Origin of the sequence: Nonomuraea sp. NPDC049624 (assembly GCF_040675255.1) — a bacterium.
Taxonomy (GTDB): Bacteria; Actinomycetota; Actinomycetes; order Streptosporangiales; family Streptosporangiaceae; genus Nonomuraea.
This window is the reverse complement of the sequence record NZ_JBFAOR010000002.1, coordinates 531,279-556,009: the sequence shown is the minus strand read 5'-3', so window position 1 is coordinate 556,009 and position 24,731 is coordinate 531,279. Positions and strand designations below refer to the sequence as shown.

The 24,731-nt window shown below is 75.5% G+C and carries 15 protein-coding genes; 4 read left to right on the top strand and 11 right to left on the bottom strand.

The features are described from left to right. Positions 1 to 97 precede the first annotated feature (97 nt). Both AB0J76_RS08815 and AB0J76_RS08810 read left to right on the top strand, forming a co-directional pair. Entirely contained in the window at positions 98 to 3,442 is a 3,345-nt protein-coding gene (locus AB0J76_RS08815; RefSeq protein ID WP_352324811.1) for a serine/threonine-protein kinase, read from the top strand. 111 nt (positions 3,443 to 3,553) lie between these two features. Beyond that, positions 3,554 to 6,589, top strand: a complete 3,036-nt coding sequence (locus AB0J76_RS08810; RefSeq protein WP_364389172.1) for a BTAD domain-containing putative transcriptional regulator — start codon at positions 3,554 to 3,556, stop codon at positions 6,587 to 6,589. A 58-nt stretch (positions 6,590 to 6,647) separates the two neighbouring features. On the opposite strand, the gene AB0J76_RS08805 is transcribed toward AB0J76_RS08810, so the two are convergent. From AB0J76_RS08805 to AB0J76_RS08780, 6 genes are all read right to left on the bottom strand, one after another. Next, positions 6,648 to 7,619: a hypothetical protein gene (locus AB0J76_RS08805; protein WP_364389170.1), complete on the bottom strand. Its 972-nt coding sequence runs from the start codon at positions 7,617 to 7,619 to the stop codon at positions 6,648 to 6,650. Next, a complete protein-coding gene (locus AB0J76_RS08800; RefSeq protein ID WP_352329577.1) occupies positions 7,619 to 9,019 on the bottom strand; it encodes an AMP-binding protein in 1,401 nt (466 codons plus the stop codon). Before AB0J76_RS08800 ends, AB0J76_RS08805 begins: the two co-directional genes overlap by 1 nt. 252 nt (positions 9,020 to 9,271) lie before the next feature. Further along, a complete protein-coding gene (locus AB0J76_RS08795; RefSeq protein WP_352329579.1) occupies positions 9,272 to 10,615 on the bottom strand; it encodes an FAD-dependent monooxygenase in 1,344 nt (447 codons plus the stop codon). Positions 10,616 to 10,669: 54 nt separating this feature from the next. Next, positions 10,670 to 13,792, bottom strand: coding sequence for a WD40 repeat domain-containing protein (locus tag AB0J76_RS08790; RefSeq protein WP_364389167.1), 3,123 nt, complete (start codon positions 13,790 to 13,792; stop codon positions 10,670 to 10,672). Positions 13,793 to 13,908: 116 nt separating this feature from the next. Beyond that, positions 13,909 to 14,691 (bottom strand): SAM-dependent methyltransferase, encoded by a 783-nt coding sequence (locus AB0J76_RS08785; RefSeq protein ID WP_352323248.1) that lies wholly within the window; start codon positions 14,689 to 14,691, stop codon positions 13,909 to 13,911. A 106-nt stretch (positions 14,692 to 14,797) separates the two neighbouring features. Then, entirely contained in the window at positions 14,798 to 15,397 is a 600-nt protein-coding gene (locus AB0J76_RS08780; RefSeq protein WP_352323247.1) for a TetR family transcriptional regulator, read from the bottom strand. Between the two features lie 72 nt (positions 15,398 to 15,469). On the opposite strand from AB0J76_RS08780, the gene AB0J76_RS08775 reads away from it, so the two are divergent. Both AB0J76_RS08775 and AB0J76_RS08770 read left to right on the top strand, forming a co-directional pair. Then, positions 15,470 to 16,273: a class I SAM-dependent methyltransferase gene (locus AB0J76_RS08775; RefSeq protein WP_352323246.1), complete on the top strand. Its 804-nt coding sequence runs from the start codon at positions 15,470 to 15,472 to the stop codon at positions 16,271 to 16,273. A 71-nt stretch (positions 16,274 to 16,344) separates the two neighbouring features. Further along, on the top strand, positions 16,345 to 19,506 hold the full coding sequence (locus AB0J76_RS08770; protein WP_352323245.1) for a hypothetical protein: 3,162 nt from the start codon (positions 16,345 to 16,347) through the stop codon (positions 19,504 to 19,506). 55 nt (positions 19,507 to 19,561) lie between these two features. Here the strand turns inward: AB0J76_RS08770 and AB0J76_RS08765 are convergent, their stop codons facing one another. The 5 genes from AB0J76_RS08765 to AB0J76_RS08745 all read right to left on the bottom strand — a co-directional run bounded on the left by AB0J76_RS08765 (position 19,562) and on the right by AB0J76_RS08745 (position 24,684). Next, entirely contained in the window at positions 19,562 to 21,010 is a 1,449-nt protein-coding gene (locus AB0J76_RS08765; protein ID WP_352323244.1) for a cation:proton antiporter, read from the bottom strand. Positions 21,011 to 21,061: 51 nt separating this feature from the next. Beyond that, positions 21,062 to 22,270 carry an MFS transporter gene (locus tag AB0J76_RS08760; protein WP_352323243.1) on the bottom strand — a complete coding sequence of 403 codons (1,209 nt, stop codon included), beginning with the start codon at positions 22,268 to 22,270 and terminating at the stop codon, positions 21,062 to 21,064. A gap of 71 nt (positions 22,271 to 22,341) precedes the next feature. Next, entirely contained in the window at positions 22,342 to 23,229 is an 888-nt protein-coding gene (gene hisG, locus AB0J76_RS08755) for an ATP phosphoribosyltransferase (protein WP_352323242.1), read from the bottom strand. Between the two features lie 44 nt (positions 23,230 to 23,273). Then, positions 23,274 to 23,978, bottom strand: coding sequence for an SDR family NAD(P)-dependent oxidoreductase (locus AB0J76_RS08750; protein ID WP_352323241.1), 705 nt, complete (start codon positions 23,976 to 23,978; stop codon positions 23,274 to 23,276). Next, positions 23,965 to 24,684 carry a phosphoribosylaminoimidazolesuccinocarboxamide synthase gene (locus AB0J76_RS08745; protein ID WP_352323240.1) on the bottom strand — a complete coding sequence of 240 codons (720 nt, stop codon included), beginning with the start codon at positions 24,682 to 24,684 and terminating at the stop codon, positions 23,965 to 23,967. Before AB0J76_RS08745 ends, AB0J76_RS08750 begins: the two co-directional genes overlap by 14 nt. Positions 24,685 to 24,731 lie beyond the last annotated feature (47 nt).

The following is a 24,731-nucleotide window of genomic DNA, read 5'->3' as shown; positions in this document are numbered from 1 at the left end:
CGGCGATCCTAGGTCCTGACGCCGCTGGAATGTCAAGCACCGATAAATCGACAAAAATCCCCGCAACTTTGCCGACGATCACCGCATCCAACCAGCCGTGAACGCGTTGACCCCCGACGACCCGCAACGCCTGGGCGGCTACTGGCTCGCCGGACGGCTGGGCGCCGGCGGTCAGGGCGTCGTCTACGAGGCCTACGCCGAGGACGGCGCCCGGGTGGCGATCAAGGTGCTGCACGGCGACGAGGCCGGCCGGCTGGCCAGAGAGGCCGAGGCGGCGCGGCGGGTCGCCTCGTTCTGCACCGCCCGCGTGCTCGCCGCCGAGCTGGACGGCCCGCGCCCCTACATCGTCAGCGAGTACGTCGCCGGGCCGAGCCTGCGCCAGGCGGTCGCCGGCGGACGCCGCTTCTCCGGCGGCGACCTGCACCGCCTGGCCACGGCGGTGGCGACGGCGCTCACCGCCATCCACGAGGCCGGCGTGGTGCACCGCGACCTCAAACCGGACAACGTGCTGCTCGGCCCGGACGGCCCGCGGGTCATCGACTTCGGCATCGCGCGGACCGCCGAGATGTCGCTGACCGCGACCGGCCTGGTCACCGGCACGCCGACGTACATGGCGCCCGAGGTGTTCGGCGGCCAGCGGGCCGGCGCGCCCGCGGACGTGTTCGCCTGGGGCTGCGTCGTGCTGTACGCGGCCACGGGCGCCGACCCGTTCGAGGCCGAGAGCCTGGGCGGGGTGATGCACCGGGTGTTGTCGGCCACGCCCGACCTGGCCGCGCTGCCCGACTCGCTGCGCCCGCTGGTGTCGGCGGCGCTGAGCAAGGAGCCGGGCCGGCGTCCCGAGGCCCGCCAGTTGCTGCTCGCGCTGGTCAGCGGGGACGGCGGGCTCGACACCGCGCGGCTGCTCGAACGCGGGCGGCAGGCCGCCCACGTCGCCGGGACGGTCGCCGACCCGGCGCTCGGCACGCTGGCCGAGGACTCCTACACCCTGCTGGCCCCCGCGGAGCGGGAGCTGGCGCCCGAGGTGTTCCTGCGCCTGTTCACCGTGGACGGCATGGGCGAGCTGGCCACCAGGAAGGCCGCCCTGGACGAGCTGGTGGCCGGCCGGCCGGCGGCCGAGATTCCGGCGGTCACCAGGATCCTGGAGGTGTTCGCGTACCTGCTGGGCCGCGACGGCCGCGAGGTCTGGCTGGCCCGTCCGGCCCTGCCGCACGCCTGGCCGCGGCTGCGCCGCTGGGTCGAGGCCAACAGGGAGGGGCTGGCCGTGCACGGCTCGATCCTGGCCGCCGTCCGGCGCTGGGACGACGGCGGCCGCAGGGACGGCGGCCTGTTCCACGGCACGATGCTGGACGAGGCCCTGAGCTGGGCGGCGACCGCCCGCCGCGACATCAGGCTGTCCCAGGCCGAGCGCGACTTCCTGGAGTCCTCGGCGCGGCTGGCCAAACGCCGGGCCCGCCGCGCCCGGCTGCTGACGCTGAGCCTGGCGGGGCTGCTGGTCGCCGCGCTGGCCGCGGGCGGTCTGGCGGTCCAGCAGAGCAGGCTGGCCGCCGCCCGTGCCGACGAGCTGCAGGACCGCCTGACGACGTCGGAGTCCACGCGCCTGGCCGCGCGCGCCGAGGCGACCAGGCGCAGCGATCCGGTGCTCGCCGGGCTGCTCGCCGTGGCCGCCTGGCGGCTGCGGCCCACGCCGCAGGCCAGGGCGGCGCTGACCGCGGCGCTCGCGCAGCGCGAGCGCGGCATGTTCCGCGACCCGGCCGCCGCCCGCAGCACGATGCGGGCGCTGGGCGCCGACGGCCGCACGCTGCTCAGCGTCGGCCAGGACCAGGCGCGGCTGTGGGACCTGCGCACCGGCCGGCGCCTCACGCTGATCTCCGGCCTGGGCCTCGGCCGCGACCGGGTGTCCGACATCGGGCTGTCCCCCTCGGGCCGCACGCTGGTCGCCGCCACCGGGCGCCGCGCCCGCGCCTGGGACGCCGGCACCGGCCGCCTGGTCGGCGCCTGGCCGGTCCGCCGGATCAGGGACCTGGTCGAGGGCTGGCAGGACGCCGTCCGCCGGCACGAGGGCCGCAAGGTGATCGTCAAGCCGGACGACAGCGAGCAGTGGGACGTCACCGACCCCGCCGCCCGGCGCGGCACGCTGAGCCCCGACGGCCGGTGGCTGGCCACCTCCGGCGACGGCACCCTGACCCTGAGGCAGACGGAGGAAGGCTGGACCGAGGAGGTCGGCGAGGGCACGGAAGGCGTCTGGAACAAGGGCGATCCCGTCTTCGACCACGCGGGCCGGCTGCTGGCCACCGTCACCGACGCCACCGTCCAGTTCTGGCGGCTGCCCGACAGCCACCTGCTGAGCGCCGTGCCGGTGCGCGGGGACGTGGAGGCCGGCACCCGCCCGGCCGCCGCCTTCGACGGCACGACCTTCCGTTATCTCGTCGGCGACCAGGTGTTCGCCGTGGACGTCGCCGACCTGGTGAACGAGCCGGTCGAGGACCCGCCGCACGAGCGGGCCGACCTCGGCGAGGACGGCCTGCACCTCGTCGTGGACGGCGCGCTCCGCCAGGTCGGGGGCGGGACGTCCGGCCGCCTGCCCGCCGGGCGCGCGCTCGCCTTCAGCCGTGACGGCCGGAGCCTCGCGCTGCTGTCCGGCCAGGACGTCAGCGTCCTGGACACCGCGACCAGGAAGCCCGCGGGCGGGTTCACCGTGGGCGCCGGGCGGGCGCAACCTGAGCTCGTCCGCTTCAGCCCGGACGGCGGCCGGCTCGCGCTCGTGCTCGACGCCCCGGGAAGCGGCAAGGACGCGGTCGAGCTGTGGGACTGGCGGGCGCGCCGCCGCCTGTGGAGCACGCCGCTGAGCCAGGTCGTGGACCTGGCGTTCGCGCCCGACGGCGGGCGGCTGGCGGTGACCGGCCTGGACGTGCGCGTGTTGCGGGCGGCCGACGGCCGGGTCGCGGGCTCGCCGTTCAGCGTCTTCGGCCAGGACGTCCTGGGCTCTTGGGTGCGCTTCACCCACGCGGGGGACGGGGTGGTCGTGTTCGACTCGCGCGGCCGGCTGAGCACCTGGGACGCGGGCGGCCGGCGGCTGACCGAGGAGACTCAGAGCTTCCCCGTCATCGGCACGCCGGCGTACTCGCCGGTCGAGGACCTCGTCGCGGTCAACGCGGGGCAGGGCCGCGTCCGCCTGATCGACCCGAGGACGGGCGGCGACCTCGGCCTGTCCGCCGACCCGGGCGGCGGCCTCGACCGTGACGAGGGCGAGCTGCTGTCGATCGCCTTCGCCCCCGACGGCTCGCACGTCCTGACGGTGGACGCCGGCGGGACCGTCGGGCGCGTCCCGGCCGCCGCCGAACTGGTGGCGAAGACGGTCTGCGCGCGCGCCGGGCGGGCGCTGACCGAGCGGGAGTGGCGGACGTACGTGCCCGCCCTGCCGTACCGGCCCGTCTGCGGCTGACCGGGCGGGCCCGGGTCAGGGTCCCTCACCCGGGATTGTCAAAACGCCGTCGCGGGGGATGTACTGCCGTCCGGAAAGCCGATCTTTCCGTTCGGCCACGAGGGAGGCACGGTGGACTTCGCGATCCTCGGCACGATCCGGGTCAACGGCCCCGGCGGGCGGGTGCACCTGAGCCGCAAGCAGCGGGCCGTGCTCGCCGTCCTGCTGCTCCACCCGAACGCGACCGTCTCCAGGGAGCGCCTGATCTCCGCCGTCTGGGACCATCCGCCGCGCTCGGCGCTGGCCAACATCCAGACCTACGTCCACCAGCTCCGGCGCTCCCTGGAGGGCGGCGGCCTGCGGGTGCGCACCGAGGGGTCGGGCTACGTCTGCGAGGTCCCGCCGGGCAGCCTGGACCTGCTGGTGTTCGAGGACACCCTGCGGCTGGCCCGGCGCGAGCGGGCGGCGGGCGACCTGGCCGCGGCCGAGCGCGCCTACGCCGAAGCCGTCGCCCTGTGGCGCGGCGCGCCCGCCGAGGACGTGCCGCTCACCGGCGCGATGGCCCCCCGGCTGCTGGAACTGGAGGAACGTCTCGCGGTCGCCCGGTCGGAGTGGATCGACGCCCGGCTCGCCCTGCGGCAGGACGACCTCGTCGCCGAGCTGCGCGCCCTCATCGCCGCCCACCCGCTGCGCGAGCGGCTGTGGGAGCAGCTCGTGATCGCCCTGCACCGCGGCGGCCGCCGGGACGAGGCGCTGGAGGCGTTCCGCGAGGCCCGCGAGCTGCTGGTGGCCGAGCTGGGCCTGGAACCCGGCCCCGAGCTGCGCCGTCTGCACGCCGCGCTGCTCGCCGGCGATCCCGACCTCGACCGTCGGCCGGGAACGACCGGGGCGGCCGATCAGTGGCCCGCGGCGGCCGTCCCGCTCCAGGCGTTGTGCCAGCTTCCCGCCGACACCGCCGACTTCGTCGGCCGGGAGCCGGAGATCGCCGAGCTGCTGCCGCTGTTACGGGCGCGGCCGGACCGGCTCAGCCCGCCGATCGCGATCCTGTCGGGGCTGCCCGGCATCGGCAAGACCACGCTCGCCGTGCACCTGGCCCACCTGCTGCGCGCCGACTACCCGGACGGGCAGCTGTTCGTCCGGCTCGGCCAGGACGCCCGTGGCCCGCGCGACCCCGGCGAACTGCTCGACGTGCTGCTGCGCTCGCTCGGCCTGGACGGCGCCATGATCCCCGCCTCGGCCGAGGAACGCGCCGGGCTGCTCCGCCAGCGGCTGGCCGACCGGGCGGTGCTGGTCGTGCTCGACGACGCCGTGGACGAGGCGCAGCTCCGCCACCTGCTGCCGGGCACGCCGCGCGGCGCGGTCCTGGTGACCTCCCGCTCGCCGCTGCCCGCGCTGGAGGGGGCCGTCCGGCTCCCGCTCGACCTCCCCGGCGAGCGGGACGCCCGGCTGCTGCTCGAACGCGTGGCCGGCCGCGACCGGATCGGCGCCGCGCCGGACGCCGCCGAGGAGATCCTGCGTTCCTGCGGCCGGCTGCCGCTGGCGCTCAGGGTCGCCGGCGCCCGCCTGGCCATCCGCCCGGTCTGGCCGGTCCGCGAGCTGGCCACCCGCCTGGCCGGCCACGACCTGGACGAGCTGGTCGTCGGCGGCCTCGACGTGCGGGCGACGTTCGAGCCCGGCTACGCGGCGCTGCCGGAGTGGGCCAGGCACGCCTTCCGCCTGCTCGGGCTGGCCGGGCTGGACAGCGTCGCCGAGTGGACCACCGCCGCCCTGCTCGGCCTGCCCGCGCGGGAGGCCGACGCCGTCCTGGAGACGCTGGTCGCGCGCGGCATGCTCACCTCCACCGAGATCGACGCCGCCGGCCAGCCCCGCTACCGGCTGCACGACCTGCTGCGCGTCTACGCCAGGGAACGCGCCGAGGCGGAGGAGCCCGCCGGGCAGCGGCGCGCCGCGCTGACCCGGCTCGCGCTGGAAAGCCTCCGCAGGACCAGGGCCGCCGCCCGCGGGCTGCCCATCCCGCTGTCCCCGCCCTACGAACGCGGGCAGCCCGGCCCCGACGCGTCCGCCGGCCCGGCTTCCGGCACGGCTTCCGGCACGGCGTGGTTGTCGGCCGAGCGGCGCACGCTGGTGCTCGCCGTCACCACCGCCGCCGAGCTGGGACAGGTCGCCACCGCCGCCGAGCTGGCCCACCACCTGACCGGCTACCTGACGATGGAACGATTCCTGGCCGACGCCGAGCGCGTCCAGCACGCGGTGATCGCGGCGGCCACCGCGGCGGGCGACGAGCGCACGGCCCTGCGGTCCAGGCTGCTGCTGGTCAACATGGACATCGAGCGGGGCCGCTTCCCGGCCGCCGACGCGGCCTGCGGAGAGCTGCTGGCCGCCTTCGAACGGGTCGGCGACCGGCACGGGGCCGCGTACGCGCTGATCAGCCGGGCCGCCGACCGCCACGGCTCGGGCCGGCTGGAGGAGGCGCTGTCCGACGCGTACGCGGCGATCGAGCTGCTGGCCGCGCACGACGACGCCGCCGGCCTGGCCTACGCCTGGACGTGGCCGATCTGGATCCACATCGAACGCGGCGAGTACGACCAGGCCGTCAAGATCGCCCGTGCCCGGCTGGCGGAGACCGGCGAGGAGGACCACGGCACCCGCGGCAACCTGCTGCGCGCCCTCGGCACCGCCTGCTACCAGGCGGGCGAGACGGCCGAGGCGGTCGCGTGCTACCGCGAGAGCCTGCTGACCGCCCAGGCCCTCGGCGACCGGGTCGAGACGAGCAAGGTGCTGCGCAGGCTGGGCGAGGCGCTGGGCGCGCTCGGCCGGTTCGAGGAGGCGGCCGAGACGCTGGCAGCGAGCCTGCGGCTGTTCGTGGAGTGTGGCGACGTCCTGGGCGAGGCGCTGAGCGGGCACGCGCTCGGCGTCGTCCGGCTGCGCCAGGGCGACCCGGGCGAGGCGCTGCGGCACCTGGCCGCCGCGCTGGACCGGCTCGGCCGCGACGGCCCGCAGGTGTGGCGGGCCCGCACGCTCACGGAGCTGGGCCGCGCCCACGCCCGCCTCGCACGGCACGAGGAGGCGGCCGCGGCGTGGCGGCAGGCCCTGACCCTGTTCGGCGACACCCCGGAAGGCCGCCAGCTCGCCGCCTGCCTGGAGGACCGCCCCCGCGACGAGCCGTGACGACCGGCTCCCGGCGAGTCGTGAGGGATCACCGGCGGAGCCGGCGCGGGCCTTCGGCTCAGTTCTGGAGCCACCGGACGACCGGGGTGCCGGTCGCGCCCGCCAGCCGGGCCGCGCGGCGGGCCTGGCCCGGGGTGGCGCCCTCGCCGACGAGCGCGCCGCCGTCCAGCGCGGCCCACACCCCCTCGGGCGCGCCGGCCGGGACGTCCAGCGCCCGGTTCACCGCGGGCCGGACCGGCGCGGGCGTGCGCCGGGCCGACCACCGCCGCCAGTACAGCCACTGGACGAAGATCAGCGGGCCGAGCGCGGTCAGCAACGGGATGGGCCGCCCGCCGCCCAGCACGACGGCGATGGAGACCGCCAGCAGCACCGCCTCCAGCCCTGCCGCCCACCACGCCGCCGCCTTCCCGTACGCCCGGACCGCCACCGCCGGCCAGAGCGACAACATCAGGCAGTCCCCGAGGCCGATCAGCGAGGGGTCCTCCCCGTAGGAGGCGGCCAGCACGGGAGCGAACGGCAGCCCCTGCATGCGCTGCACGAAGTCGAGGGTCAGTGAGGACAGCCCGGTGGCCAGCGTGTCGTAGACGGTGAGCGCCACCGCCAGCGCGGCCACCTGGCCGGGCGTGACCGCCGCCTGCACCCACAGGTTCACCGCGCCGACGACGAGCAGCATCAGCAGCACGTCGTTGACCACCAGCACCCCGGCCGGCCATCCGGCGAGATAGACGGCCACGTCGGCGGCGCACAGCAGCAGCACCGCCGCCGTCGCCCACCGGCCGCCCAGCACGGGGGCGAGCGTGAGCTGCCCCAGCGTCAGCACCACCAGCCCGAAGACCGACACCACGACGCCGGTCGGCAGGTGCAGGTACGCGAACGGCATCACCACCAGCGCGGCGACCATGACCGCAATGTCGGCGCCCACCATCCGGCCCACCGGCGGCCTGGCCATGACGTAGCGGCCCAGATAGGCGGCGGTCAGCGCGACGGTCAGGGCGACGAGCGCGTACAGCGCCGGCACGTACGGGGTCATCACAGTCCTCGCTCGAAGCTGAGCTCCAGCAGGTCGGCGCGGAGCCGGCAGGGGGTGGGCAGGTCCTCGGCGGTCTCGACCAGGACGATGCCGTCCAGGGGCAGCCCGTGCGCCCGCTCCTCCAGGCGGCCGAGCAGGCCCGCGTCGGACTTGCCGGCCACGACGTACAGCAGGGAGCCCTCCAGCGACCAGCGCGTGGGCAGCGGCAGCGCGTGCTCGGCCTGCAGCACGTCCAGGACGTCGCGCGTGGTGAGCCCGCCGGGCGACACCCGCCCGAGCACGCGCGAGGTCGCGGGCAGCGCGGCCAGCGCGCACGACGGCTGCTCGTCCGCGCGCAGGACCCTGACCAGGTCGCCGGTGACGTACCGGAGCAGCAGGGTGGTGTCGCGGTAGGTGGAGTACGGGGTGACCACGATCGTGCCGACGGCCCCCGGCTCGGCGGGCCGCAGGGTGACGGGGTCCAGGATCTCGACCAGCCCCTGGTCGGCCGGCAGGTGCAGGTGGCCGTCGGCGCAGACCCGGCCGCCCACGGGGGCGATCTCGGTCATGGAGTAGCCGTCGCGGACCTGCGCGCCGAACGTGTGCTCCGCGCGCACGCGCAGCGCGTCGGTCAGCACCTCGCCGCCGGACCAGATCGTGCTCAGGCCGAAGTCGCCGGCCTGCCAGCCGCCCCGCTCGGCCTCCTGGACCAGCGCCGCCAGGTAGGAGGCGGTCACGTTCAGCTGGGTGATCTGCGGGTGTTTGCCGGGCACGTGCATCGGGGTGGCCAGCCGGTCGAGCGCGACGGCCGGATCGACGGCGCCCAGGTGCACGAACGCGGCCCCGGTCCGCGTGACGGCCCGCTCGGTGAGGATCTGGGCGATGGACCGCGAACTGATCGCGTTGGCCCACAGGTCGGCGGAGCGCAGGTTGCCGGCGAGCATGAGCGCCAGCGCCGACATCGAGGACATCAGCTCGATCTCGTACGCCGAGAACCACACCATGGTGGGCGTCCCGGTCGTCCCCGTCGTGTGCGCGAGCACGACCGGGCGGGCGCGGTCGGAGACGAAGGCGGCGGGCATGCCGCGCAGGTCGGCCTTGGTGGTGGGCGGGATCGTGGACAGCGTCGCGGGCGTGATGGAGCCGGGGTCCACGCCGTTCGCCTCGAACCAGCGCCGGTAGTAGGGGCTCTCGGCGGCCGCGTGGCGGACCGTGCGCCGCAGCCGCCGCCGGGTCAGGTCCTCCTGGAGCTCGGGGTCGCTGCCCGCGAGCATGTCGTCGGCGCCCTCGCCCGGGGACCCGAACGTCTCCAGGGTCACGCGCATGTCGTCGGCCAGCGCGTTCACGTCCCGCAGGCGGAACCTGCGGCCCGACATCATCGACCAGGCATAACCGAGCTGGCGTACCGCGGTGCCGAACACGCCTCGTCCTTTCGCTCGTGTGGGGGGTGGCCCCCCGGGAGACGCGGTCCCCCGGGGGTGCACGCGAGGGTGATCAGCCGTTCAGCACGAAAATGGCGGTGGACAGGGCGCTGACGGCGTACTTGGCGTAACGGCGAGCGGTCTTGACCATGAGGATCTCCCTGGTTGCTCGGGGCGCACGGGTGGCGCCCGCTGAGATCCAAGGATGTGCGGGGGCGCAAGAGAGCCACTACAGGTCCACTACAAAGGGCCTCACACCAGCGTCAGGTAGTGGGCCAGCTCGGCGGCGGAGTCCGTGGCGATCCCGACGTGGCCGTCCGGGCGCACGAGCGTGTGCCGCACCCCGCCGTACGGCTCGGCCGGCGCGTACGCCCGCACCTGCGGGCCACCCGGCACGCGGGGCGCGGGGTCCGGGGACAGCAGCGTGAAGTGCGGGCCGCGCAGCAGGTCGAACAGGCGCGCCCGGGAGCCGTCGGCCAGCCGCAGCGGCCCGTCGGGCACCCGCTCGCCGCCCGCGCGGGCCAGCGAGCCGCCCCGGTAGCCGACCCGGAGCTGATAGGTCTCCTCGTCCCGCCGGTACGACCGCCGGTCGTGCAGGTCCGTGCTGAGGCCGAGCACCCGGGCGGCGACCGGGCGGCGCTCCTCCTCGTAGGTGTCCAGCAGCGACGCCGGCCCGCCGGTCAGCGCGCGGGCGAGCTTCCAGCCCAGGTTGTAGGCGTCCTGGACGCCGGTGTTGAGCCCCTGGCCGCCCGCCGGGGAGTGCACGTGGGCGGCGTCCCCGGCCAGCAGCACGCGCCCGGCGCGGTAGGCGTCGGCGAGCCGGATGTTGACCCGGTAGAGCGAGGACCACAGCAGCTCGGTGAGGCGGGCCGCGCGCAGCATCGAGCGTTCGGCGAAGAGCCGCTGGAAGCCGGCCAGCGTCAGGTCCGGCGTCGCGCCCGGCCGGAGCGGGGCCATGAACTGGAAGGCGTCGGTGCCGGCCATGGGGTAGAGCGCGACCATCCCCCTGCCCGGCCGCACCCAGGCGTGGATGTGCTCGCGGTCCAGCCCCTCGACGCGCACGTCCCCGAGGGCCATGCGCTCCTCCTCGCGGGTCTGGCCGGTGAACCCGATGCCGAGCGCCTTGCGCACCGTGCTCCTGCCGCCGTCGGCGGCGACCAGGTAGCGGGCCCGCAGCGTCGTGCCGGTGCCGAGCCGGGCCGTCACGCCGTGCTCGACCGCGCCGCCCAGCTCGGCCAACCGCTCCCGCAGCACCGCCTCGGTGCGCCACTGCGGGTGCATCCGCACCATCGGGTACGGCACCTGCTCGCTCGCCGCCGCCGGCCGGTGCATGCGGCCCTGGTAGACCGGCAGCCGCCCGATCCTGACCCGGATCGGCGGGTAGGGCGTCGTCCCGGCCAGGACCCGGTCGACGATCCCGAGGTCGTCGAAGATCTCCAGCGTCCGCGGCTGGAGGCCCTTGCCCTTCGAGCCCGCCGAGGGCGCCGCCGCCCGCTCGACGACGCGGTGGGCGATCCCGCGCCGGGCCAGCTCCACGGCGAGGGTGAGGCCGGTGGGCCCGGCGCCGACGATGAGCACGTCCGTCTTGTCCGTCATGGGGCGACCGTGCCAGGAGCCGCTGCCGGATCGCTGTCAGCGCCCTGCCGACGGTCACGAGCAGGGCGGACGGTAGGGCAGGTCGTCGAACCAGCGCCGCCACTCGGCCCGGGTGAGCGGCATCCCGGCGGCCTCGCAGACGCGCGCGGCCACCGACTCCGGCCGCAGGTCCCACAGCCGCAGGTCGCGCCCGGCGGCCGAGACGAGGGTGTGCTCGTCGGCGTACAGGACGGTCCCGAGGTCGCGATGGGACAGCTCGGCGATCGGCCGGCGGGAGCGCAGGTCCCACAGGAGGGTGGTGCGGGAGGCGTCCGTGGTGGCCAGGGCGGCGCCGTCGGGGCTGAACCCGGCGATCAGGACGGTGTCGCCGTGCCCGCGCAGGGCCGCCGGACGGGGGGCGCGGCCGGGGTCGGCGATCCGCCAGACGCGGGCGGTCCGGTCGTGGCCGGTGCTGACCAGCACGTCGCCCTTCGGGCCGAAGCGCACGCCGGCCACCGCGTCGGCGTGCTCCTCGTGGTGGGCGACCTGGTCGAGGGCGCGGCGGCGCACGTCCCAGAGCCGAACGCCGCGGTCGGCGCCGCCGCTGGCCAGCAGGCCGCCGCCGGGGCTGAAGTCGAGCGCGCCGACGTCGCCGAAGCCGTCGCGGGCGGCCAGGCGGCGTGGGCGACCGGTGACGTCCCAGAGCAGCAGCCGGCCGCCGTGGTCGCCGGTGGCCAGGACGCGTCCGTCCGGGCTGAGTGCGGCGACCGCGAGGCCGCGCACCGGCAGCCGGACGTGCCGGGCCGGGCGGTAGGGGTCGCGGATGTCCCACACGGTCACGGCCACGCCGCGTTCGACGGTGGCCAGGCGGCGGCCGTCGCCGCTCAGCGCCGGATCGGCGGCTGCTGGAACGTTCCAGCGCGACAGCAGCACGCGGTGTCGGGGGTCGCGGACGTCCCACAGCGCGCCGCCGCGCGGGCCGGTCGTGGCCATCAGCGTCCGGTCCCGGCTCAGGACCAGCCCGGTCACCGGGTCGGGCACGCGGACCGGGTGGCGCCACTGGTAGAAGGCGCCGGCCGCCGAACCGGTGGCCAGCGCCTGGCCGTCGGCGGTGAAGGCCAGGCCGAGCACGCGGTCGGGGTGCGGGAACGAGGCGACCTCGGCGCGTCCGGCCACGTTCCACAACCGGACCGCGCGGCCGGCCACGCTCCACAGCCGGACCGCGCGGTCGTCGCCGGCGGCGGCCAGGACGGTGCCGTCCGGGCTGAAGGCCAGGGCGCCGGCGGGGTCGCCGTACCGGACGGGCCGGTCGCAGCGGCGGGCGCGCAGGAGGCAGAGCCAGGTGCCGCGGGCGGGCGCCGACCAGGCCAGCGCGCCGCCGTCGGGGCTGATCGCGAGCGCGGCGGGGCCGTCCTGGAGGCCGGTCGCGATCGTGTCCGCAGGGGAGGCGGGCCGCGCCGGGTCCCACAGGCGCACGCTGCCGTCGTCGTGGCCGGTGACCACCGTGTCGTCGCCGACGGCGAAGCGGGTGACCTGGGCGGAGGTCCGTACCGGGGGCAGGGCGACCGGGCGGCCGGCGAGCCGCCAACGCCGGACGCCGTGCGCGGCGGCGGCGAGCACCGTGCGGCCGTCCGGCGTGAACGCCGCCGTCACAGCGCCGGGCAGGGCGGCGACGTGCCGGGGGCGGGCGGGGTCCACGACGTTCCACACCTCGACGCCGTGCCGGGTGGCCGCGAGCAGGACCCGGTCCCCGCCGGACGGGCGGAAGGCGAGCGCCCCGACCGGCCCGGCGGCGCGCGGCAGGGTGGCCAGCGGGGTGCGGCGGCGCGTGTCGGTGGCGTCCCACAGCTCGACCACGCCGTTGTCGGCGCCGGTGGCGAGCAGGGCGTGGTCCTGGCTGTAGGCGATCGCCCGCAGCCGGTCGCCGGCCGAGCGCAGGCGGGTGGCGTACGGCTCGGCGGTGTCGAGCAGCGTGCCGCGGGTGCCCGGGGTGTCGGCCAGGCCCTGGGCGGCCACCGCCACCTGCATCGCCAGCGCCGGGTCCGTGGCCCGCAGCGCCCGCGCCTGGACGGCGGCCCGCTCGGCGAGCGCGGTGACACGGGCGGCGCTCGCCCGGCCGCTCTTCTGCCACGCCAGCCCCGCGCCCGCCCCGGCGACCACCACCAGCACCACCAGCGCCACGACCAGCGCCCGCACCCTCCGCCCGACCGGACATCCCCTGGCGCCCACACCGGCGCCGGAAGCACGAGCCGCGCGCCCTCCGCCGAGGGAGGGCGCCGCGGCCTCCGAATCAGGAAAGGACCCAACGGGCCCCTCCGGAAGAGGGACTTCCTCCAGGTCGGGGGAGAGAAGCCCGGGTTTCTCCGGGTCGGGGGAGAGGAGGCCGGGTTTCTCCGGGGCGGGAGGTGGGGGAGCGGGCGCGGGGCCGGGGGGTGGTGCGGTGGCGTGCCGGTAGGCGGCGTGGGTGAGCGTGTCGCCGTCGCGGTGGTGCCAGAGGGCGCGCATCGCGCGGGACAGGCGCGGCAGCGCGTCGGCCGCCGCCGGGCCGTCGTCGCGGACGCCCAGGTCGTGCAGGATCGTCTCGGCCAGGCCCGGCTCCAGGGACAGCCCGGCGACCCGGGCCGGTTCGGTGATCGCGCGGCGCAGCTCGTCGCCGGTCATCGGCCCGAGCGGCAGCGACCGCGTCCGCAGCGCCTCGACCAGCGGCGGAAACCCCAGGCACCGCTCGTAGCAGCCGGCCCGCATCCCGATCACGACCGGCAGCCCGCCCGCCGCGAGCCCGCACAGCTCCTCGACGTACGCCCTGCGCCCGGACCCCGCCCGAGCCGTGAACAACTCCTCGAACCGGTCGACCACCAGCAGCGCGCACTGCTCCACCGGCCGCCCCCCGCCCCGGACCGGCGAGCCGGGCGTCCGCCACAACACCCCGGCGCGACCCGCCGGCGAACCCGCCAGGACGGCCGGCACCACCCCGGCGGCCAGCACCGACGTCTTGCCCGCCCCCGCCGCCCCGGCCAGCATCACGGGACGGGCGGCGCGCGGCTCCGCGAGCAGCCCCACCAGCTCGGACACGACCCGCTCGCGGCCGAAGAACCACCTGGCGTCCCCGGTCGTGAACGGACCCGGCGGCCAGGGGCACGGATCCCGCGCGCACCGGTCCCGCTCGCTCCCCAGCCCCGCGCCGAACCCGTCGTCCATCCCGCTCCCGTCACTCCGCGAAGTCGATCGGGGACTCAGGGTACGCGGGCCCGCCAGGCGGCGTACGCCGGTCGGGAAGGCGGCATCGCGCGAGATCGGCGCGGAGCCGGGGACGGTCAGCGCTTGCGGCCGACGCCCGCGTAGTAGACGGCCTCGCGGTCGGCGTACAGCGTCCCGGGGACGGGACGCCAGCGCGGCAGCGGCACCACGCCCGGCTCCAGCAGCTCCAGCCCGTCGAAGAAGCTCGTGACCTCCTCAAGGCTGCGCAGCGTCATGGGCGCCCCGCCGCTCTCGTTCCAGTGGCGGACGCCCTCTTCGAGCTGCCTGCCGACCACGCCGTGGGAGATGGCGAGATGGCTGCCCGGCGCCATCGGCTCCAGCAGCTCGGCGATGATCGAGCGGGCCTGGCCGGTGTCGGGGAGGAAGTCCACGACGCCGAGCAGCGTCAGCCCGATCGGCCGGTCGAAGTCGAGGTGCTCGGCGGCGGCGGCCAGGATCTTGCCGGGCTCGCGCAGGTCGGCGTCGACGAAGGTGGTCGTCCCCGCGGGGGCGGCCCGCAGCAGTGCCCGCGCGTGGGCCAGGACCATGGGGTCGTTGTCGACGTACACGACGTGGCTGTCCGGGGCGACCGCCTGGGCGACCTGGTGGGTGTTGTCCGCCGTGGGGATGCCGGTGCCGATGTCCAGGAACTGCCGGATGCCCGCCTCCCCGGCCATGTACCGCACCGCGCGGCCGAGGAACTCCCTGTTCGTACGGGCCAGCACCGGCAGGTCGGGCACGGCGGCGAGGATCTGCTCGCTCACCATCCGGTCGATCTCGTAGTTGTCCTTGCCGCCCAGCCACAGGTCGTAGATGCGGGCGGGGCTCGGAACATCGGTGTTCAGCGAACGTTCGCTCATCGCGACGCCTTCCGGACGAAAGGGGCTACGGGGGAGATCGTAGCCCCAAGATCCCCCAAACGGGCCACGTCAGGGTTCGCCGTCCGTCACCGGTCTGGAGGGCGGCTCACAGAAGGCGGCGCTGGACGGCGTCGGCGATGGCCGTGGTGACGATCCACTCGACGACGGCGGCGTCGGGCGGGTCGTCCTCGCGGCCGGCGAACAGCAGGTGGGCGCTGCCGATCAGGGTGAGCGCGAGGGCGTCGACGTCGGCGTCGACCGCGATGCGGCCCATCTCGCGCTCGGCGGTCAGGTAGGCGGCGATCATGGTCGTGGCCTCGCCGAGGAGCGGGAGGCCCGTGGACCCGGCCTGGCGCAGGCGCGCGCGCAGGCCGTCGCGGGAGATGACGAGGCCGACGACGGCCACGGCGACCGAGCCGAACAGCTCCAGCAGCGCGAGGGTGAGGTTCCCCGCGACGGTGCCGGTGCCGGCGACGGCCATGAGGGCGGCGGACTGGGCCTCGACGCGGCGGATGCGGTCGGTCACCAGCTCGGCGAGGAAGGCGTCGAAGTCGGCGAAGTGGCGGTGGAGCACGCCCTTGGCGCAGCCCGCCTCGGTGGTGACCGCCCGGCTGGTCAGGGCGTTGGGCCCGTCGCGCAGCAGGATGCGCTCGGCGGCGTCGAAGAGCTGTTCGCGCACGTCGCGGAGGGCTATGCCGGTGGGCACCGGGCCGGTCTCCTTCCTTGGTGAATCCCGTTCAGAGTAGACGAGTGGGCACGTGCCCATTAGAGTGGGCGCATGCCCACTAACACCTCGGGGAACGAACCGCACCTGCACCGGCGGATGGCCGAGTCCTTCGGCGCCGACGCCGACCGCTACGACCGCACCCGCCCCCGCTACCCCGACGAGATGGTGACCCGCATCGTCGAGGCGAGCCCCGGCCCCGACGTGCTCGACGTCGGCATCGGCACCGGCATCGCGGCCCGCCAGTTCCAGGCGGCCGGCTGCAGGGTGTCCGGCGTGGACGTGGACCCGCGCATGGCCGGCCTGGCCCGGCGCGACGGCATCGAGGTGGACGTGTCCGCCTTCGAGTCCTGGGACCCGGCCGGGCGCACGTTCGACGCGGTCGTCGCCGGCCAGACCTGGCACTGGATCGACCCGGTCGCGGGCGCGGCCAAGGCGGCCCAGGTGCTGCGGCCCGGAGGCAGGCTGGCGCTGTTCTGGAACGTCTTCCAGACGCCGGACGCCCTGGCCGAGCCGTTCGCCGAGGTCTACCGCCGCGTGCTGCCCGACCTGCCGGCGCTCGGCCAGGCCGGCCCGGCCGTGGGCATGTACACGTCGCTGCTCGACAAGATCGCCGACGGCGTCCGGGCGGCGGGCGCGTTCGGCGAGCCCGAGCGCTGGGATTACGCGTGGGAGCGCCGCTACACCCGCGACGAGTGGCTGGCGCAGGTGCCGACGCACGGTCCGGTCACCGGGTTGCCGCCGGAGCGACGCCGCGAGCTGCTGGCCGGCATCGGGGCCGCGATCGACGCGGTGGGCGGCGCCTTCACCGTCCACTACGACGTCCTGGTGCTCACCGCCGTCCGGCGGGCTGAGTAGCCGTTACTCATGCGGTCATGGGAACGCGCGCGGACGATCCTCCTCAGAGCGACACTCCAGGAGGAACCACCGTGAGCGTCACACATGGCATGAATACCGGGCGGAAAGGGCCGACGCGGTGGCGCGGGCGGCTCTCGTTCGCCGCGATCGGCGTGCTGGTCGCCGCCCTGATACCGGCGCTGGCCACGCCGGCGTCGGCGGCGGTCCCCGGCTTCTCGCTGACCTTCTCCATCGACTATCTCCGCCAGATCGAGGACCCGGACAGCGGAGGCGTCGGCGACGGCGACTACTACCCGAAGGTCAGGATCGCCGACGGCCCGCTCGAAACGGGCCCGCGCATCGAGGACGACGAGTTCGAGCCCCTCGGCCTGCCCGAGGCGCCCAACGGCTGGGTCTTCACCAAGTCCGACCTGCCCGGCGACCAGCCGACGGTGAACATCACCGTCGCCCTCTGGGACTATGACGGCGGCCTCAACACCAACGACGACCGCATGGACATCAGCCCCCAGAACGACGACCTCGACCTCGACCTCGTCTACGACGTGCGCTCGGGCACACTGTCGGGCGACGGCGTGCAGTTCGGCACGCCGTGCGTCGACTCCCAGGGGCGGCAGAAGGGCCAGACGTGCGCCGAGGGCGACGGCGACCACGGCTTCCCCAGGGACAACGACGGCAGAAAGACCAGGATCGGCTTCACCGTCTCCACCGTGATGCCCGACACCGACCACGACGGCATCCCCGACCTCGTCGAGCTGTCCGGGATCCGCGACCGGAACGGCGGGGTCCTCGCCGACCTCCCGGCGCTCGGCGCGGACCCCTGCCGCAAGACGATCGTGCTGCAGGCCGACTACATGGCCGACACCAGGCACTCCCACCGGCCCAAGCCGGACGCGATCACCCTGGTCAGGAACGCCTTCGACGCCGCGCCGGTCAAGGCGGAGAACCCGTGCCCTTACCCGGGGACGCACCGGGACGGCGTCGACTTCGTCTACCTCCAGGGCACGCAACTGCCCGAGCAGCCTGCCATGGGCCTGGCCGACGACAGCGACTTCCGCGACGCGCGCACCGCCGACTTCCCCGCCGAGCTGGCCCGGTACGCGCACTACACGATCTTCGCCCACGACCTCGTCGTCACCACCGCGACCGGCAGCTCGACGTCGCCGGGCACGTCGGGGCAGTGCTGCGAGCCCACCAGGGACAACAACAAGGACTTCATCGTCACCTTCGGCTCGTGGCGGACGATGTGCGTGGCCGACTTCGGCGTGGACTACGGTGGCGACGGCCGGCTCCAGACCACCCCGGCGGGCGACGACGTGGTGATCGGCACCCAGATCCACGTGGGCCCGGACCGTACGTGCGACACCACCAGCGCGGACCCGACCGACCGGCAGGTGCTCACCGTCGGCACCGGCCGGGACGACGCCGAGGTCGGCACCGTCCAGGACCAGGCCGGGACCATCATGCACGAGCTCGGGCACGCCCTGGGCCTGCGGCACGGCGGCGACGTCAACGACCAGTGGAAGCCCAACTACCTCAGCGTCATGAACTACTTCTTCCAGTCGGGCATCCCCACGGGCCCGCCGCCGCTGCTGGTCAACCAGCTCAGGGACTGGAAGATCGGCGCGGTCCGGGTCGGCTACTCCAGCGGCGGCCTGCCCCCGCTCACCGAGGGCACGCTGAACGAGTCCGCCGGCATCGGTGACGGCACCGACCACACCTTCTGGTGGACCGACAACCTCGCCAACCCCGCCAGCACGTTCCGGCCGCTGCGCTCGGCCGCCGGCAACGCGCCGATCAACTGGAACGACAACACTGCCCCCGGCACCGGCGCCCCGCTCATCGACACGGGGACGGTGAACGTGGACGTCAACGCCAGCGGCGGCAGCACGACCCTGCGCGACCACGACGACTGGGCCGCCGTCAAGTACCGGGCCGCGCTCTCACCCGACGCCAAGGGCTCGGCCTGCAGCAGCTTCCCCGTCTCCGCGCCCACCTGCAGCGGCTCGGGCGGCGAGCCGGACAAGGAGCTCGGCTTCGCCGCCGTCGTACGGCAGGAGATGTCGTTCTTCAACCTCTACGACCCTGACATCGTCACCGCCAAGAGCGTCGACAAGCCCGACGCCGAACCCGGCGACACCCTCACCTACCAGGTGAAGCTGGACAACGTCGGCACCGGCCCGGCGGCGTCCGTCGGCGTCACCGACACCCCGCCCACCGGGCCGGCCCAGGCCCGCCAGGTTCCCTACCTGGGCGCCGGGCGGTCCACGACCGAGACGTTCACGTACCAGGTGCCGTGCGACACGGCCGACACGGCCGTCCTGACCAACACGGCCACCGCCACCGCGACGGACACCGCCGGCGGCCCCGAGGCCGAGACGGGCAACAACACCGCCAAGGCCGCCACCACCGTGCACGCGCCGCGGCTCACCCTGACCAAGACCGCACCGGCCACGGTGAACGCCGGAGAGGCGATGACCGTCGGGCTGCGGGCGGCCAACGTCGGCAGCGGCAGGGCCACCGGCGTCGTCCTCACCGACACGCTGCCCAAGGAGGTCTACTACAGCAAGGCGCTGGACCGCGGCACCGGCCCCCGGCCCGGCACGGTCACCCGCAACCCGGACGGCACCACCACCCTGACCTGGACGCTCGGCCCCCTCGACCCCGGCGCGGACGTGTCCGTGGGGTTCACGGCCCGGCCCGGCCTGCTGTTCACGAAGGGCGCCGAGCTGCCCGACACGGCGGCCGCCGCGTACCGCAACGCCAACGGCTGCGTCTACGAGCCGGCCACGGCGTCCGCCACGACGACCGTCACCGAGGTCGCCCCCACCCGCGACCCGCGCTCGCACGGCTACTGGAAGACCCACCAGGAGGCGCGCACCGCCGAGTTCCTGGCCCGCGTCCAGGCCACCGACCAGCGCTTCGACAGCCAGGGGGACGGCGAGCTGGCCGACGCCGAGGCCGTCGCCGCCCTGTCGGCCGGCGGCCCGCAACCGGGGCCGGCCCGGTTCCAGCTCCTGGCCACGCTGCTCGACCTGGCGGCCAGGCAGATCAACGCGAGCACCCGGCTCGACTCGCCGCTCGTCCGGCGGCTCGGGGTGCGCACGGTCGGCGAGGCGGTCAGGTACGCCTTCGCCACCCTCGCCCTGCCGCCCGGCGGCGCGGCGGCCGGGCGCTACTCCGACACCACCTCGATGCTCGACGAGATCGTGAACAACCGGAGCGAGGTCTACTGACCCCGCCATGAGGGCCCAGTCATCAGGGCCCAGTCATGAGGACGCCGCGGTCGGCTCAGGCCGGTTGCGGCGTCCGCGGCTCGGCCCGCGCGGGGGCGTAGAGGCCGAGGCGGCGCAGGGCCGGCGCGGTCATCATGGTGGTGATCAGGGCCATCAGCACGAGCACCGTGAACGTGCCGGGCGCGATCAGCCCCATGCCGAGCCCGGTGCTGAGCACGACGATCTCGGTGACGCCCCGGGCGTTCATCAGCACGCCGAGCCCGAGCGCCAGGCGCCCCGGCATGCCGCCCGCCCAGGCGATCACCCCGGCCGCGCCCAGCTTGCCCAGCACGGCGGCCACCAGCAGCACCGCCCCGCCCAGCAGCACCACCGGATGGCCGAACGCCAGGTGCACGTCGGTGCGCAGCCCGATCGAGGCGAAGAACACCGGCAGCAACATCGCGCGGTTGAGCGAGCCGAGACGTTCGGGCACCGCGCAGAGCACGGGGGCCTCGCGCGGGAAGGCCACCCCGGCCAGCAGGGCGCCGAAGATGGCGTGCACGCCGATGGCGTCGGTCGCCGCCGCCAGAGCGAAGATCAGGCCCAGGACCAGCGCGAGCGCGGCCGGAGCGGGCAGCCGGCGGGCGGCGTGCCGGGCCGCCAGCGCGGCGAGCGCGGGGCGTACGACGAGGGTCACGGCGAGGACCAGGGCGGCGGCCAGCCCGAGCGAGGTCAGCACGCCGGCCGGGGAACCGGCGTGCGCGAGGGCGATCACCGCGGCCAGCGCGCACCAGGCCAGCACGTCGGCCAGCCCCGCGCACAGGATCGCCAGCGAGCCCAGCCGGGTGACGGTCAGCCCGGCCTCCTGGAGGATCCTGGCCAGCACGGGGAACGCGGTGACGCTCAACGCCGTCCCGGCGAACAGGACGAACGCCGTGCCCGAGGCCGACGGCCCGGCGAGCGCGCCGGCGAACGGGACCGCCGCGACCGCCCCCAAGGCGAACGGCACGGCCGTCATCGCCAGCGCGGCGACCCCCACGACCACGCGCTGCCGGCCGAGGGCGGCCGGGTCGAACTCCCGGCCCACCGTGAACATGAAGATCGCCAGCCCGGCCTGGGCCAGCAGTTCGAGCTGCGGCGCGACCCAGCCCGGCAGGATCAGCGCGGACACCCCCGGCGCCAGCGAGCCCAGCGCGGACGGCCCGAGCAGCAGCCCGGCCACCATCTGCCCCACCACGGACGGCTGCCCCGCCCGGCGCGCCAGGACGCCGCCCAGCGAGGCCAGCCCGCCGATGACCGCCACCGCGAGGAACAGCCGCAGGATCGACTGGACGGGCGGCATCCCGGCGGGCGCGACCGGCGCGGCCGGCGCCGCCGGATGCCCCGGCTGCTGCGCGCCCGGCCCGAACACCAGCACCATCGACACGCCCGCCACGGCGATCAGCAGCAGCGCGACCGCCAGGCCCCGGGCCGGGGCGGGCAGCAGGGCCTGTTCGGTGTCGTCGAGCGGGTCGTGTCCGCGCATGGTCGCACCTTCCTGCGTACTCCGCGACGGGCTCCCGGCCCGTTCGCCGGGTCAGTCGGCGGCTGGGAGCGGCCGGGCCGCCCGCCGGCCGATCAGCAGCAGGGCGCCGACGGCGGCGACGATGCCGACGGCTATGACGGGGATCAGGGCCCGGTAGCCGATCTCGCCGGCCACCAGGCCGAACAGCGGGGGGCCGAGCAGGGAGCCGAGGCTGCCGGCCTGGGCGATGACGCCGTTGCCGACGTCGGCGTGGTCGAGGCGCTCCAGGACCAGGGGGAGCGCGGCGAAGACGAGGGCGCCGAGGAAGCCGTTCTCCATGGAGATGACGCCCGCGCCGGTGAGCGCGCCCCCGGCGGAGCCGCCGGCGTACAGGATCCAGGCGGCCGGCACGACGAGGAGGCCCGACAGGGCCAGCACACCGACCCGTACGCCCCTGCGCAGCAGGACGCCCACCGCCAGCCCGCCGGCCACGCCGAGCAGCGAGATCACCGAGGTGAGCGCGCCCGCGCCGGCGGCCGAGCGGCCGTACTGCTCGATGAGCAGCGTGGGCAGCAGCACGATCACCGGGATGGTCACCAGCGCGGTCAGGCAGAAGGCCGCCGCCAGCACGCCCGGCCAGGCCAGCGCCCGCGCCCGCGGCACGGGCCCGGCCGCCTGCGCCGCGCCGCCGCGCGGCAGCCGCGCCCACGTGACCACGGCGATCAGCAGCGTCAGCCCGGCGATCAGGCCGGTCCAGCCGCGCCACCCCAGCGCGTCGCCGGCCGCGCCGCCGGCCAGCGTGCTGGCCCCCAGCCCGACCGGGACGAACGTCGCCCAGACCGACAGGGCGGTGCCCCGGTCGCGCTCGTGGGCCAGGCGCAGGATCAGCGCCGGGCAGGAGATGGTGACCAGGACGTAGCCGACGCCCTCGACGCCGCGGGCGACGAGCAGCCAGGCGAAGTCGTTCGCCGCCATGCTCGCCGCACCTGCGGCCGCGATCAGGACCAGCCCGGTGACCAGCGACCGCCCGGTGCCGAACCGGCGGACGAGATAGCCCGCCGGCAGGCCGACCGCGGCCCCGACGCCGACCACCGCCGAGATCACCCAGCCCAGCTCCGACAGGGTCAGCCCGAGCTGGGCCGCCATCGCGGGCCCGACCGAGGAGAACTTGCCGAGGCTCATCGCGCCGACCACCCCGCCGACGTAGACGAGCAGGATCGTCAGCCAGGGGGAGCGCCGGGGGGACGCCTCCGTGATCTTTGCCGCCGGCCGGGGGTCCATGAGTCTCCTTCGCACTGCGCTCCGCGGGTCAGGCTTCCCACGTCCGATCTTCGCCATGCCGGCGGCGCCGATCAACCCGCTTCCCCGGTGGCGAAGATGCCGATGCCCGACTCGGTGACGTTGACCGCCCCGGCCGACAGCAGTGCGTCGATCGTCTCGGGCACCTCCCGTCTGGGCAGGACGCCCTGGAGCACGACCATGGTCCCGTCCGCGAGGTCGGCGCCCGCGCGCCACGACTGGCCCGGCATCGCGGGCACCACCTCGGCCAGCCGGTCGGCGGGGGCGCGCACGGTCAGCAGCACGTGGGCCGGGCCCACCCAGGCGGCGCGCAGCAGCAGGGCGACGTTCCTGATCACGCCGCGCCTGGCCGGGTCGGCGTAGGCGGCCGGGTTGGCGACGAGCTGCGCGCCGCAGGTCCGGACGGTCTCGATGACGCGCAGGTCGTTCTGGCGCAGCGAGTGGCCGGTCTCCACGACGTCCATCATGGCGTCGGCCAGCTCGGGGATCTTGGCCTCGGTCGCGCCGTAGGAGACGATCACCTCGGCCCGCCGTCCCGCCTCGCGGAAGAAGCGGCGGCCGATGTTCGGGTACTCGGTGGCCACCCTGACGCCGTCGTCGAGGTCGGCGGCGCTGCGGGCGGGGTGGCCGGACGGCACCGCGAGCACCAGCCGCCACGGCCGCTCGGTGTTCCTGGAGTAGTCGAACGACTCCACCACCTCGACCTCGGCCCCGGTCTCCTCCACCCAGTCGGCGCCGGTCAGCCCGAGGTCGAAGGTGCCGTCACCGACCACCAGGGGGATCTCGCGCGGCTTGTAGAAGGCCACGTGCGACACGCCCGAGTGGTCCACCGTGCCGCGGTAGGAGCGCTCCGAGCGCCGCCGTACGGGCAGCCCCGCGGTCGCGAACAGCTCCAGGGCCCGCCGCTCCAGCGAGCCCTTCGGCAGGGCGAGCGAGATCATGGTTCCTCCTGACGGGCGCGAGGGGGCGGGCGGGGGCGTGGGGGTCACACGTGCAGCAGCCGGTCGATGCCGACGACGGGCGGCTCGGGCAGGCACGACGGCCGCACCTCGATCTCGCCCACCACGAGGTCGTCCGGCCAGGAGTCGACGATGGTGGCCACGCAGCGGGCCACCGACCGGGTGCTCATCTTGTGCGGCGAGCCGTCGCCGTCGAGGTTGGCGATGGCGCCGGGCGAGACCAGGCAGGCGCGCACCCCGTTGCGGCGCTCCTCCAGCAGCAGTGTCTCGACCAGTGCCTTCAGCCCGGCCTTGGTGGCGCTGTAGGCGGCCCCGCCCTCGAAGTACCGCGTCCCGGCGTGGCTGCCCATGGCGACGAACATCCCGCCGGCGGCCCGCAACGCCGGCAGGACGGCTTTGAGCAGGTGGAAGCAGGCGCTCAGGTTGATCGCGACCAGCCGCTCCCAGTCCTCCGCGCGCAGGTCGGCGATCGGGTCGAGCACCCGGTCCACTGCGTTGGACACGCAGACGTCGAGCCGGCCGGCCGCGCCGAGCACCTGGGCGGTCGCCTCCGCGATCTGCGCCGGGTCCGCCAGGTCGCACCTGTGCTCGCCGAGCCAGTCCTCGCCCGCGAGCGAGCGGTTCAGGGAGTAGACGCGGTAGCCGCGCTCGCGCAGCTCCTCGGCGATGGCCCGCCCGCTGCCCCGGTTGCTGCCGGTGACCAGCGCGACGGGGGTCTCATGTGATGACATCGAGGACGCGGCTCCACTGGTTCACGATCTCCTCGCCCGCCACGCCGTCCCGGAACAGGTCCTTGTCCAGCGGGGAGCCGTCCTGGTGGCGCAGGCGCATGCAGTCCTGGGAGATCTCGGAGATGACGGTCAGCCCGCCGTCGGCGGTCCGGCCGAAGATGAGGCAGAAGTCCCACACCTCCAGCGGGCGCAGCCAGGACCGCAGCACGTCGTTGACCGCGAGGGACAACTCGCGCATCTCCTCCACCGGCAGGTCGAGCGCCCGCAGGTAGTCCTCGCCGATCGGCTGGTCCTCGGGGTCGGTCCGGTAGTCGAACTTCACGACCGGGCGCGGCAGCGGGGCGCCGTCCTCGAACAGGCCGGGGTACTTGCGGGTGGTCGATCCGGTGGCCCGGTTCTTCACGATCACCTCGAACGGCGGCGCCGGGCAGTAGTCGGCCACGTACGAGTCGGCCGAGACCCGTTCCCGGAACGCGCACGGCACGCCGGCGTCGGCCAGCCGGGCCGCCGCCCTTTCGTAGAAATCGAGCCGGAGCGGCCCGGTGCGCTCGACGATTTCATCACGGTGGTACGTGAAACTGCGCAGGCTGGGGATTATCTGCACCAGGCACCGCCCCTCGGGCAGCAGCCACAGACGCTTACTGCGCCCGACGATATCCGGCTCTCCCCGGCCGGCCGGAGTTCCCGGAGCTGATCCGTTATCCACGCCGCCTCCATCCGCCGACAATGGCCCACACAACTTGATATTGCGGG